This window comes from Candidatus Neomarinimicrobiota bacterium, assembly GCA_034716895.1.
GTDB lineage: Bacteria > Fidelibacterota > UBA8477 > UBA8477 > JABMPR01 > JABMPR01.
The window spans coordinates 1-13,516 of sequence record JAYEKW010000105.1; the positions used below are offsets into that span (position 1 = coordinate 1).

Consider the following 13,516-nt stretch of genomic DNA (forward strand, 5'->3'; position numbering starts at 1 on the left):
ACTTCCCAACCTCCAAACTCACCATTCACCATTCACCACTCACCACTCACCACTCACCATTCACCATTCACCACTCGTCACTCGTCACCCATCCCAACCTCCCCAAAACCCCCTCCGCCCTGCGGGCACCTCCCCCGAGGGAGGATTATGCATGGATGTGACCACTGGATCCTATATTTACTGGTACAAACCCACCATTCACAATTCACAACCCAACCCCAAACCTCCCAACCCCTAACCCCTAACCCCTAACCCCTAACCCCTTAACTGATCTCTCTTAAATATAGCTTGCTAATTAGGAGTGGTAATCCTAATATGCCGTATGATTCTTCGAACACTATCAAAAATTATCTTAAACGATGCCGCAACCATGCCCGTTGTTACCATTATGGGACCCAGGCAATCAGGTAAGACAACCCTGGTCAAACATGTTTTTCCCGATCATCAATATATTAATCTGGAAGATCCTGAATGGCGCCAAATCATGGATCAGGATCCCAAAGGGATTCTGGCGGATCCGGAAGGGCGCTGGATTATCGATGAAGTCCAGCGTTTGCCAGAGCTTCTTTCTGTGATACAAGTCATGGTTGATCAACGGAAAATTGCCGGTCAATTCATCCTGACTGGATCACAAAATATTCTTCTAAAATCGTCAGTATCTCAAAGTCTGGCTGGTAGAACCGCTATTCGTTATTTATTGCCACTGAGCTATTCCGAGCTTAAGTCAGGCCTCCCTGTGAATACATCAAGTTCTCAGCATATTCAAAAAGGATTTTATCCGGCGGTACATACTCTGAAGACACCCGCTCATGATTGGTTAAGTTGGTATGTGCAAACCTATATAGAACGGGATGTCCAATCCCTGATCCTGAATCATAATTGGCAAAAATTTAATACATTTTTACGACTGTGTGCCGGAAGAGTGGGACAGTTAATCAATAGCTCAAGTCTGGCAAATGAAACGGGGGTTGATTATAAAACGATTCAAAGCTGGCTTGATATTCTGGAACTTTCCTTTATTACCTATCGCCTATATCCACATCACGTAAATTTTAATAAGCGGATTATCAAAACACCTAAACTATACTTTTACGATCCAGGATTATTGAGCTATTTACTGGGGCTTCATAAAGCTAATGACATCAGATATTATTATCAGTATGGACAATTATTTGAAAATCTGGTGATGAGTGAAATCCAAAAACAACGCTTTCATAATGGGCTCATGGACTCAATTAGCTTTTGGCGTTCGCGCTCAGGCATCGAGATTGATGTCTTGCTTGGTGATGGGCATCAACAAAAGGCTTTCGAAATAAAATCAACGGCAACTTACAAAGACTCCCTAAGCAAAAATCTTAGAAAGTGGGAAGCGTTTAACCACAATCTAGACTCACCACTGACTTTAATCTATGATGGTGAACTCCAGGAAATGATCAAAAGAATCCAAATTCTAAACTGGCGCAATATCAGTCTAACCCAAAGCTGAAAACTTGGTATAATAGCTTCAAAACCCCATCGGTCTCAGAAACTCCCCAACTCAAACATGGAGATTGCCACCCCCTGCATTTTTTCAGAATGACGCCGTGACAGGCTGTCTCTACACTGCTTGCAAAGACGACGTTAATAAAACCTCTACATTCTCAACGACTGGAAGTGTGCTCCAACAACTTCACAATCCGCCCGGCACTCTGACCCTCCCAGTATGTGGGGACCTTGAAAGCTGATGTAGATGCGGTCAAGCTCTTAACTGCTTTGGTATAGATCTCATCTGCTTTGATCAGCTGGTTGCTGCCTTCCCAGATGGTCACGGGGCGTTCAGTAGTGGGGCGCACTGTCAGACAGGGAATCTTCAGATAAGTCGTTTCTTCCTGAATGCCTCCGGAATCTGTGATCACCAGGGAGCTTTCACTCACCAGTTTTAGAAACTCCAGATAAGCCAGAGGACCCGTCAAATAAATACTGGGTGCGGACTGAAGCAGATCCATGAGTCCGTACTGCTCCAACATATTCTGAGTGCGGGGATGAATGGGAAAAATGACTGGCAAAAGTTCAGCGGTCCTGATCCACTCGGAGACCAGCAAACTAAGAGCGGCTTTATCATCCACATTTGAAGGACGATGAAAGGTCATGACGGCGTAGCCCTGCCTGGCGTTTTCCCAATCTGATTCCATGAGATTGCCCGCCAGATCAGAGAGCTTTAGCTGAAGGGCGGAAGCTTTTTCCAATTGCGCAACCAGACTGTCGATCATCAGATTGCCCAACATGTGTACTTTTTCCTGTGGAATACCCTCCTGGAAAAGATTCTCAGATGCATCCTGCGAGGTTGTGATATACAGATCAGTAATGGCATCTGTGACCAGCCGATTGATCTCCTCGGGCATACCCCGATCCCGACTCCGCAAACCGGCTTCATAATGGGTAACTTTGATGTGCAATTTTGCAGCAACCAGACTACAGGCTGCCGTGGAATTCACATCACCAACAACCAGTACCATATCCGGTTTTTCTTCAAAACAAACCGCTTCGAAGCGTTCCATAATATGGGCTGTTTGAATTGCATGACTACCCGATCCAACTTCCAGGTTGATATGTGGTTTGGGAATATTGAGTTGTTCAAAAAAGGAATGTGACATTTTTTCATCGTAATGCTGGCCAGTATGAACCAGGATGGCCTCCAGGGTCGGATGGTCATTCAACGCGTGCATGAGGGGCGCGATCTTCATGAAATTAGGTCTGGCACCGGCAATGAGAATAATTTTGTACTTGGTCTGTTTCAATTGAATCTCCGTAATTATTAGGCGGGAAGCTAATTGTTGGCTGTTCATAATGAAGTGGTTTTGCTAAATAAAAAGAAGCCGTTAAAATGGTTTCAAGTCACCTAACTATATAGAAACCCACGACTTAAGTCGTGGTCTGCATTCAATACCATTTAAACCATCATTCGTGAAATTAGCGAAATTCGCGGTTCCTCGAAAAGCCATCTGTGAAATCCGTGTAATCCGTGGTTTCAAAAAAACTTAGAAATTCATCCTGCTCACCTGGGTGGGGCTTTGGTTGTACAGCCAAAGCATATTTTGGTTCTACCTGCCAAGTACAGCCAAAGCATGCTTTGGCTCTACCTGGCAACCTCCCAACCTCCAAACTCAATAATAACTTTGGAGAACATAACACCACTCCTATATTGGCGCGCTTTTGCCCGCATGCGGGAACCACGGCCTGGCTCATAGAGCAAAGCCGGATGATATAAATAGAATATTTCCTGCCTCAATGGTCAGGATTGAACAAACGAAATAAGTAAAAGGATCGATCCTTATGTCTGGAACCTTGCGGATGCGTGTCTTTCTGGTTGTCCTCCTCATTGGAAGTGCTGCCTACATGCTCAAAGACACCATTAGCTATTACACCATGGATGAAGCCAAAAAAGAAGCCCTCCTTGAGAGTGGTGAGTTGGAAAAAATCCGTAGAAATATTATCCATCAGGGCTTGGACCTACAGGGCGGAATGCATGTCGTCCTTGAAGTAGATCTGGAAGAGTTGATCAAAACAAGAGTTGAAGGCAACGATGTCGTGATTGATGAACTCATTAGCAGTAGTCTGCAAGAAGCTCAACAAGAAGAAGTTGATTTTTTCTCGACCTTTGCAACTAATGTAGAAGCTTCTAATGTTCGCCTGGCTCGCTATTTTCCCATTTATGAAAAGGGACCCAATGCGGATGTCATGGATGCCCTGGAATCGGATGCCAAGGATGCTGTTGATCGGGCAGAAGAGATCATTCGTAATCGAGTGGATGAATTTGGGGTTTCTGAACCAATCATCCAACGTAAGGGTGACTGGAGAATTATCGTTGAATTAGCTGGTATCAGTAATGAAGCGCAGGCTCGTGAATTGATTCAAGCTACAGCTCTGTTAGAGTTTGTTTTGATCCAGGAAGATTCTCAACTCCTGAACGAGGTGATCCGCAATATTGATAAAGCCTGGGCTGCTGATATGGGTGATGAAGATTCCACCGAGCAGCTTGAGACTGCGGCAGTTGATACCAGTGCTGAAGATATTGTTCCCAGTCTGGCAGATGTCCTTGCAGGAGATGAGGGAGATAGTTTAAGTATTACCGGTACTGGTGATATTGGTCGTCCCTTTTCATCTTTGATCAATGTTGGAAGCAACACCATCTGGGTGCCGGAAGAGAACGTCCGTTCCATCAAGCGAAAATTGAAAAAACCGACCATTGCTGCTTCCATACCAACTGATAGTCGTCTGGCTTGGGGTGTTTCATCCCGTGATATCTCAGGTGATGGCCGCCTGCACCGGGCACTCTATCTGATGAAGGGGACTGCTGAACTCACTGGAGATGTGGTTACAGATGCCCGTGAATCTCTGGGAGGTTTCTCAGGGGCGGAATTTGTTGTTCATCTTTCCATGAATGATGAGGGCTCCCGAGAATGGACCAAGATCACTGCTGGGAATGTCGGCAAACGAATTGCTATTGTGATGGATGGTCACGTTCACATGGCTGGCGTGATTCGGGATAAGATCTCGGATGGTCGCACTCAGATCGAGGGCATGAATGATCTCCAGGATGCCAAGAAATTGGCAGTTGTCTTGCGTGCAGGTGCTTTACCAGCTCCCATGATCATTGAAGAAGAACGTACCATAGGTGCTTCATTGGGGGCTGATTCAGTCGCCTCTGCCACACGTGCTATGGTTATTGGATTTATTCTGGTCATTATTTTTATGGCCGTCTACTATAAAGGCGCTGGTCTGATCGCAGATGTGGCCTTGTTTATCAATTTGGCATTTACGCTGGCTGTCTTATCAACGCTGAATGCAACGCTCACACTGCCCGGTATTGCCGGACTGATTTTGACTGTCGGTATGGCAGTAGATGCCAATGTGCTGATCTTCGAGAGGATTCGCGAGGAGCTGCGCAATGCCAAGACAGTTAAGAAATCGATCGATGATGGCTTTGGTCGAGCATTAACCACCATTGTTGATGCCAACCTGACAACCATCTTAGCTGCAGGTGTGTTATGGCAATTTGGTAGTGGAACCATCAAGGGCTTTGCGACTACTCTTTTCTGGGGTATTCTGACATCCATGATTACTGCCATCTTTATCACCCGAACTGTTTTCATGGTTTTGACAGAGCGCAAAACGATGACCAAGTTGAGTATCTGAGGATTTTGAAATGTTTGAATTGATCAAAAATGTAAATATTGACTTCTTAGGGAAAAGGAAGGTCGCCGGAATTATTTCCGGAGTGATCATCTTAGCCGGCTTAGTGAGTCTTGTTGTTCACGGTGGTCCTCATTACAGTATTGACTTTGAGGGCGGTACCGAGATCCAAGTTCTTTTTAGTGAATCCACTGAGGTGGAGGCTGTCCGTACTGTACTTTCAAGTATTGGTTATGGAGATGCTGCCATTCGTGAGTTTGGTAATATAGATGAATTCCTGATCCATGTGAAAACTGCTACTCGCAGTGAAGAGCAGGTCAACGAGATTCGTGAGGCAATAGCCTCAATTCATGGTGCAGAGAGCTATGAAATTCGTCGTCTGGAAACAGTTGGACCAAAAATTGGCAAGGAACTTCGTGGGGATATGATCTCCGCTGTGCTCATCGCCATGATCGGAATTGTGATCTATATTTCGATCCGCTTCCAATTTATGTATGCCATTGGAGCTCTGGTTGCTCTGGCTCATGATGTCATGATCACCCTGGGTCTTTTTTCCTTATTGAATCTTGAGATATCACTCTCAGTTCTGGCGGCTTTTCTCTTTATTGTGGGTTACTCGTTGAATGACACTATTGTGGTCTTTGACCGAGTCCGGGAAAATGCCAAAACCAAACGTCATGATGCCTTTGTGTCGGTGCTTAATCTAAGTTTGAATCAGACCCTGAACCGAACGGTGATCACCTCGTTAACTACGCTGACAGTGGTAACGATCCTGCTGTTCTTTGGTGGGGAAGTGATCAAGCCTTTTGCTTTTGCCCTGACTGTGGGTCTTGTCGTGGGAACTTATTCTTCTATGTTCGTAGCCAGTCCGGTAGTATTGATCTGGGATGAGAACCAGAAGAAAAGGCAGAATAGTTAGATCTAAGAAACGGTTTTAAAGAGCTTTACAAAAAAGCACCTTTCGGGGTGCTTTTTTTGTGGGGAGCAGCGTCCCCTCGATACATTTCTCGTTGCACTCGAAACACTCGGGGACCAGATCAGACAAAGCTTGTTGCACTCGAAACACTCGGGGACCAGATCAGACAAAGCTTGTTGCACTCGAAACACTTGGGGGCCAGATCATACAAAACTTGCAGTTGGTATTAATACCAATTAAACATCAAACCTGCCCTCAATTTCTGCATCTTTTCCCGTTTTACTGCGCTTAATCTTATCACTATAGCTACCGCTATACTTCAAAGATAAAACTTATAAAACGAAAAAATATTTTGAACTTATAGTGCAGTTTTGAAATTCAATTGGTATAGATCCTCAAACTGGATCATCATGGCATAACCATTGCCGTGACTTAGAACAGGCAAAAAACAATAAATTGAGAATGACTCAAATGAATTTACCAAAATTATTGGATTTAATGCGTAAACCTAATGTGGAGGAAAATATGCGCAAGACTTACACATGGTTGATTGTTCTACTACTCATTGTATCTGGTGTGTTTGCTGACATCACTATTAGTGGTGATGCCAGAGTCAGACCTCGTCTGGATATCAAGGATAATGGAGAATATGGAAACAAGACCAGCGATATCTATTATTTATATCGAGCCCGTCTGTTATTGTCGGCAGATATTGGTAATGGCTATTTCTTTAAAACTCGTCTTGGTCATAATGGTGTGGCTTACTGGATCGGTCAATTTGGTACAGGTACCACTCCTCATGCAGCCAGCATTGGTAGTGCCGGACGTGAATCTGTTGATTTTATGGAACTGTATTTTGGTCGAAATAGTGATACATTCAGCTGGTCAGCTGGTATAATTCCGGTTGGTCACAATCCCTTAAAGGATATCCATTTTTATCCCGGAATGATGGTAGATATACCCTGGGTCATCTTCAGCAATAATGCTGCTCACGGGTTTGATCTTAACTACAAGCTGGCCGGCAATAAGCTGGATGTAAAGATCATGGTTGATGACAATTCCGGTAGGGTTGTTGATGACGTTGTGGATAGTCTTGATGTGACCACAAAAGATCAATACACCATCAATGCTAGCTATCCGGTTGCTGTTGCGGGGTTACAAATAACTCCTGAATTCCTGATGACACTGGCTGATGAGGGCCAGACAGCTCCTCTTACCTACGGTGCTACCATCGGATTACCCAAGATCGCAGGATTTGGATTAACAGCCTATGCAGGTCTAAGTAACCAGACTGTTGTTGATACCCTTATTGGAACGGAAGCATACAGTGGCTGGATTGGACGCGTTAAATTAGTTGGAGCAATCGGTCCCGGCAAACTAACTGCCTGGTATGATATTGCTCAGACCACCCCAGATATAACGAATGCTACTTCCACCAATTTCAGCTATCTCTGGTTATCCTATAGCTATACTTTACATAAATCTGATAAAGGTGCCCTAACAGTAGCTCCAACCTATCGTTTGTATACACAAAAAATAGACGGTCTGAAAGATTACAATCGGGCTAAGCTCGAAATAACAACTCAGATTACTTTTAAATAGATTTGCCCCTCAAGATTGCCCCACCAATACATACGGTGGGGCGATCTCACAAAATCCACCAAATAACCAACCAAAGCAAGGCTCCTGAGTGATTGCGTAGCAATTGTATCGAAGAGCCGGTCCCTTCGATACAATCTTCGTTCCACTCAGATCACTCAGGGTCCTCCAAACTCACCACTCACCACTCACCACTCCCAACCTCCCATTGAACCATTCAACGATGTATGCGTTGAACTCAAGATTAACTTTGGTCGAAACAGCATCTGAGCCTAGGTTAACAGCCGAAAAATTACGAGCTTCATTTGAAAGGAAGAAGGTATGGTACATATGAGCAGACGAGATTTCGTAAAAATTACAGGAACGGGGCTGGCTCTGGCAACTTTGCCGGGTTTTATACGTTCTGGCTTCGCTGGTGTTGCCCCGGACGATAACCCCTACAAATTTTATTTTCAGCGTTTTGGTATCGATGAAGACACAGTTCAAAAAGTCATGGCTGAAGCCCTCCATTATGGTGGCGACTATTGTGACCTCTTTTTTCAGAACCAATTGAGCAATTCAATTCGTTTGCAGGATAATATCGTCAATTCCGCCAGCACGAATGTGACGCTGGGTGTGGGTATCCGTGTGCTGAAAGGTGACCAGACCGGTTATTCATTCACCGAAGATATCTCTTTGGCAAGTATGAAAGCTGCTGCTAGAACGGCTGCTGGAATAGCTTCTGGCTCTGCTAAAAAAGCACCTGAGACCTTCAATGCCACCCAATTGATGAATTATTATGAAACTCAAGTAAGTTGGGAAGATGTAGGCATCAAAGACAAAGTTGAACTGCTTCAGGCGATCAATGATGATGTTTTCAAGCAAGATCCGCGGGTGATCAAAGCCAGTGTGAATTTCAGCGATAGTGAAAATTATATCCTGGTGGTCAATTCTGAAGGCGGGATTGCCACTGACTATCAACCTATGTTACGGATCTCAGTCGGATGCACCGCCGAGGAAGATGGAAAACGTGAGAATAACTACTTCGATTATTCTGCCCGTGATGATATCAGCTTTTTAACTCCAGAACGTCTCAAAATATTGCCGCAAGAAGCAGTTGCCCGTACCGTCAAATTATTTGAAGCACAGACACCCCCGGCTGGTGAAATGTCAGTGGTTTTGGCAGCCGGCAGTTCGGGCATTTTACTCCACGAAGCTATCGGACACGGTATGGAAGCTGATTTTAATCGTCAGGGGATTTCAGTTTTCTCAGATATGATCAATAAAAAAGTAGCTAAGGATTTTGTTACTATAGTAGATAATGGCACCAATCCTCATGTCCGTGGTTCCATCAATGTAGATGATGAAGGTTATCCCTCACAAGAAACTGTGCTGGTGGAAAACGGTGTGCTGCGAACCTTTATGCATGACCGTATTTCGGCTACTCATTACGGGGTTAAGCCAACAGGCAGTGGACGTCGGGAATCCTTTAAGCACAATCCCATGCCCCGGATGCGCAACACCTACATGAAAAGTGGTCCTCACAAGTATGCTGAAATCATTGCCAGTGTAAAACATGGGATCATCGCAGATCAATTCACCAACGGTCAGGTCAATATCGGACCTGGAGATTTCACTTTTTATGTAAAATCAGGTTCTTTGATCGAGGATGGAAAAATTACGGGTCCCATCAAAGATGTAAATATTATTGGGAACGGACCGGAAGTATTGTCAAGGGTGACTATGGTGGCTGATGATATGGCTATGGCTGAAGGCGGCTGGACCTGTGGGAAAAATGGCCAGAGCGTTCCCGTATCCATGGGTATGCCCAGTGTGTTGGTGTCATCCATTACAGTGGGAGGTAGAGGTTAATTATGGAAAAGAATGTCTATTTAGATCTGGGATATTGGGTACAGAAAAAAGCCAAACAACTGGGTGCCTCTGAATCAGCTCTGGGTATTAACCATGCCCGTAGTGTCTCCGTTGATTTTCGGGATGGCAAGGTGGAAAAACTCAAGGAATCGACTCAGCAGGCTATGTGGATCGAGATCTTTGCCAAAGGGCGCTATTCCAATCATTCCACCAATGATCTCAGGAAAGAGTCGTTGGAAAAATTTATTGCCAATGCAGTTGATCTTACCGGGTTTCTGGAAAAGGATGAATTTCGTAAACTGCCGGATCCTGGGTTATACAAGGGTCAATCAGAAGCTGATTTGGATCTGAGCGATGCCAAGCAGGGTGATGTCACAGCTGATGAACGTCTCCAGCGGGCCAAAAATCTGGGGGAAACCCTTGGAGGTAAAGATGATCGGATCATTTCGGTTTCCTCGGGCTTTCATGATAGTCACAGCGAAACGTATCATCTGAAATCCAATGGTTTTGAGGGTCACAAGGAATCCACCTCATTCACCCATGGTGCTTCAGTGTCCATTCAGGGTGAGGGGGATAAAAAGCCTGAGGGCTGGCGTTATTATCGAGCGCGACATCTGGAAGATCTGGTGGGTGCTGAGCAGACTGCTTTGGAAGCATTGGAACGGACGAAGGCACGGTTGGGGGCTGAGAAAATCCCTTCTGAGACCATGCCTATGCTCTTAGAAAATTCCAATGCTGCGGGTCTTTTATGGCGAATGATGTATCCCCTGAGCGCCTCGGCGATTCAACAGAAGAATTCCTTTCTGGAAGGTAAAAAAGATTCACAGATTGCATCGGAAGCACTGACCATTCTCGATAATCCGAGCATTGTGCGGGGCTTGGGCAGCCGTTACTATGATGGTGATGGGATTGCTGCCAAGCAGATGCCCCTCATCACCAATGGTGTACTGAACAACTATTTTGTTGATGTCTACTATGGGAACAAGTTGGGCTGGAAACCCACCAGTGGCGGTGCATCCAACCTCATTGTTCAACCTGGAGCACGTTCCGGACTTGAGATCGAAGCTGGGCTGGATCGGGCTATTCTAGTGACGGACTGGTTGGGTGGCAACGCCAATCCAACTACTGGTGATTTCTCACTGGGAGTGGCTGGTTGGTTGATCGAGAACGGGAAACGGGTGAAGTCCATCACTGAAATGAATATTTCCGGGAATTACTCTGAATTGTTGATGAACCTGGTGGAAGTGGGGAACGACCCCTGGATCCATTCATCCTTCAGGACACCCACGATGTTGTTTGATAAGGTCAGTTTCTCTGGATCATAGCAATGAAGCGTAACCGCGAATTACGCTAATTACGCTAATATCGCGAATGGTTTGAAGGTTTGCCAATGTCCTCGGGTTTAGGCCCGAAAAGATGGAGCCAGTTTGATGGTGTTGGACACTGAGCTTTGTCGAAGTGCGGACACTGAGCTTTGTCGAAGTGTGAAAACAGGTTTTGATAAGCGGTTATACCAGTTGGGATAAAAAAGTCTGCGCCGGAACGCGGATAGGATCGGAATGCTGAAAACAGTCGGCATCAACATAAGGTGCTGACAATTCAACTTGAAACGCATGAGGTGCCGCAGTTTTCTTTTGAAACCAGTGCAAATTTGGATTCATGTTTGAGTTAGGTGACTGCTTAACCTCTACCAAAAACCAGGGGTCTTCATCTTTAGTTACCAAAAAATCAACTTCACGACCTTCTTTTGTCCTGAGGTAAAATAATTCAAATTGACCTAATCCCTGATCAGTCCACCAATGTGTAGCTTTAAGAAGGTGGGAGGCAATAAAGTTTTCACTGCGGGCACCTGGGTCCCGAATGAGTGCCCAATCCCAGAGATAGGTTTTTGGCTCCTTGCGGAGAGCCGTTGCAATATTTCGGTGCCAGGGGCGTATCCGGAAGCAGAAATAAAACGATTCCAGAATATCCAACCAGCGTCGAATGGTATCTACTGAAACTCGGATGTGGCGTGCCAGAGTTGAATATTTGGTTTCTTGACCAACCTGATTGCGAAGGTGATTTTGTAAAACCTCGAGTTGTTGGATTTCGTGGATGCGAGTGGCATCTCTGATATCCTCTCGAATAAGCTGTTGTAAACGGAGATTCTGCCAGCGATTGGAAAAACGTTTATCTCGTTTCAGAAAAGGTTCCGGAAAGCCTCCAAATTCTATGAGTGCTTGAAGGTCTTGTGATGCAATTTGCGATGGGCCTTGGAGCAACTCATTCTGATCTATCTTGCCGATGATTTCTCTAACAGATAGGGGGTGCAGACGGTAATTAAAAGTTCGTCCCATGAGGCTATCGCTGCCATGAGAATACAAATCCATACGAGCACTACCGGTGACCATGAATTGAATCTTATCCTCGAACCGATCGAAGAAACCTTTTAGAAAATTTTTCCAGTCGGTGTATTTGTGAATTTCATCCAGCACCAGTAATGGTTTGTGTGAAAATAGTTGATCCAGTTCCAGTTCGCTGATGATTTGATCTGGTCCTCGCAGGATTAGATCGCGATGATTGACGTCATCCCAATTTAGATAGTGAAGCGAGTCTCCAGCGTTCTCATGGGCATTGGAGAAAGTATTTAGCAGATGTTTGGCCATGGTCGTTTTGCCTACCTGGCGAGGGCCGGATAATATTGTGATCTGTCGGTGACTCGCCATTATAGCAGTTAATGGGGGAATCCATGATCTGTCCATATTTAGCTCCATCGTAAAACGGTTGCAACTATTTTACGATATACCATCAAATAGTCAAGCATAAAATTGTTCCCTGAAAACAGGTTGTGTCAGGTTATCAGTACAAAAACCCGAAGAGATAGAGGGGAATCCTTTGCTTGTCACCGATAGTCATGTCATCTAAAACAAGATATCCGGTTTTCTGAGGATCTAACTGACCTGATCTCTTTGATTTGCCCCCAATTTCAAACTGGTTATTAAGATCATCCTCAAAATCGGCTGGACTCGATGAATACAAAGTATGGACTCTCATCATTTGGTTCACAAAAAATGTTTCTCGCATAATACCTTTATTGCGCGACAAGGCACCCGGTTGCAGATAACTAATGATGTTAGGATTGTGAAGAAGCAACTTTTCAGGCTTCCTTTGGAAAGTTTTCCCCGATGAATGCTTCCAGAGACGATGAATAACGAAGGACTGATCCAGAAAATCAAGATATTGATACAGGGATTCCCGAGCGATCTGTAATTCCCGGGATAATTTGGCAACATTGACTTGAAATGGGTTAGACGTTGCCACAATGTACAAGAATCTTTTCAATTGTCGTATCGCGTCATATTTGACAGGAAATGCTGAGGGAATATCTTCGTATAAAATTTTGTTCAGGATATTCTCGATCTTTTGCGGATACTCCGCTTTGCCTTCCTGCCAGAAGGGATAGAAACCATATTGAAGATATTCTCGAAACAAGGGGAAGATGCTAAATTGCTGACTGAGCTCAGTTGCCAGCTTACTATGATTTGTCAGAATATCTGAAAGGGATAACACGGGAGCAGTTCTATTCGTTTTTAATGAAACAAATTCGCGAAATGAGAGTCCGGAAAGCGTGTAGTAAAATAATCTGCGTGACAGATCATATCCCTGAGTTTTGATTTGAAAAGCGGAACTTCCAGAAATAATCAGATTCATTTCCGGGTATGCATCATAGATTGTTTTGACAATTTGAACCCAATTGTGCAATTTGTGGATTTCATCGATCACCAGGACCTTTCCTCCATTGCGTTGGTGCTCAGCGACAATTTCAAGCATGCCAAGTCCATTGACCAGAATATTATCAGCACTAACATATAATGCCGCTGTTGGATCATTATATTCAGTTATTAAGTACTGTAGTAGCAGGGTGGTTTTTCCGACCCCACGTGCACCAATAATCCCGATCAAACGTTGGTTGAAGTTGATCTGATTGTATAGATAGCG

The 13,516-nt window shown here is 44.7% G+C and carries 9 protein-coding genes; 6 read left to right on the forward strand and 3 right to left on the reverse strand.

Going from position 1 to position 13,516, the window contains the following annotated elements:
- Nucleotides 1-322: 322 nt before the first annotated feature.
- Nucleotides 323-1,486: an ATP-binding protein gene (locus U9Q77_06520; protein ID MEA3287012.1), complete on the forward strand. Its 1,164-nt coding sequence runs from the start codon at nt 323-325 to the stop codon at nt 1,484-1,486.
- 154 nt (nt 1,487-1,640) lie between these two features.
- On the opposite strand, the gene wecB is transcribed toward U9Q77_06520, so the two are convergent.
- Nucleotides 1,641-2,777 (reverse strand): UDP-N-acetylglucosamine 2-epimerase (non-hydrolyzing), encoded by a 1,137-nt coding sequence (gene wecB / locus U9Q77_06525; protein ID MEA3287013.1) that lies wholly within the window; start codon nt 2,775-2,777, stop codon nt 1,641-1,643.
- Nucleotides 2,778-3,312: 535 nt separating this feature from the next.
- Between wecB and secD the strand changes: the two genes are divergently transcribed.
- The 5 genes from secD (at nt 3,313) to U9Q77_06550 (ending at nt 10,863) form a co-directional block, all read left to right on the forward strand.
- Nucleotides 3,313-5,175 (forward strand): protein translocase subunit SecD, encoded by a 1,863-nt coding sequence (gene secD, locus U9Q77_06530; protein ID MEA3287014.1) that lies wholly within the window; start codon nt 3,313-3,315, stop codon nt 5,173-5,175.
- A gap of 10 nt (nt 5,176-5,185) precedes the next feature.
- Entirely contained in the window at nt 5,186-6,091 is a 906-nt protein-coding gene (gene secF / locus U9Q77_06535) for a protein translocase subunit SecF (GenBank protein MEA3287015.1), read from the forward strand.
- Between the two features lie 495 nt (nt 6,092-6,586).
- On the forward strand, nt 6,587-7,690 hold the full coding sequence (locus U9Q77_06540; protein ID MEA3287016.1) for a hypothetical protein: 1,104 nt from the start codon (nt 6,587-6,589) through the stop codon (nt 7,688-7,690).
- Between the two features lie 327 nt (nt 7,691-8,017).
- Complete coding sequence (locus tag U9Q77_06545; protein ID MEA3287017.1) at nt 8,018-9,538, forward strand: TldD/PmbA family protein; 1,521 nt, start codon at nt 8,018-8,020, stop codon at nt 9,536-9,538.
- A gap of 2 nt (nt 9,539-9,540) precedes the next feature.
- Nucleotides 9,541-10,863, forward strand: a complete 1,323-nt coding sequence (locus U9Q77_06550; GenBank protein ID MEA3287018.1) for a TldD/PmbA family protein — start codon at nt 9,541-9,543, stop codon at nt 10,861-10,863.
- Nucleotides 10,864-11,046: 183 nt separating this feature from the next.
- On the opposite strand, the gene U9Q77_06555 is transcribed toward U9Q77_06550, so the two are convergent.
- Complete coding sequence (locus U9Q77_06555) at nt 11,047-12,279, reverse strand: ATP-binding protein (GenBank protein MEA3287019.1); 1,233 nt, start codon at nt 12,277-12,279, stop codon at nt 11,047-11,049.
- Nucleotides 12,280-12,376: 97 nt separating this feature from the next.
- Nucleotides 12,377-13,516: AAA family ATPase (locus U9Q77_06560; GenBank protein ID MEA3287020.1), on the reverse strand; the 1,140-nt coding region annotated here is incomplete at its 5' end.

What these genes read in the sequence shown, in the direction of transcription:
- U9Q77_06520 (MEA3287012.1), top strand. Translation starts at nt 323, where the DNA reads ATGATTCTTCGAACACTATCAAAAATTATCTTAAACGATGCCGCAACC.
- U9Q77_06540 (MEA3287016.1), top strand. Translation starts at nt 6,587, where the DNA reads ATGCGTAAACCTAATGTGGAGGAAAATATGCGCAAGACTTACACATGG.
- U9Q77_06555 (MEA3287019.1), bottom strand. Translation starts at nt 12,279, where the DNA reads ATGGACAGATCATGGATTCCCCCATTAACTGCTATAATGGCGAGTCAC.
- U9Q77_06550 (MEA3287018.1), top strand. Translation starts at nt 9,541, where the DNA reads ATGGAAAAGAATGTCTATTTAGATCTGGGATATTGGGTACAGAAAAAA.
- U9Q77_06545 (MEA3287017.1), top strand. Translation starts at nt 8,018, where the DNA reads ATGAGCAGACGAGATTTCGTAAAAATTACAGGAACGGGGCTGGCTCTG.
- secF (MEA3287015.1), top strand. Translation starts at nt 5,186, where the DNA reads ATGTTTGAATTGATCAAAAATGTAAATATTGACTTCTTAGGGAAAAGG.
- secD (MEA3287014.1), top strand. Translation starts at nt 3,313, where the DNA reads ATGTCTGGAACCTTGCGGATGCGTGTCTTTCTGGTTGTCCTCCTCATT.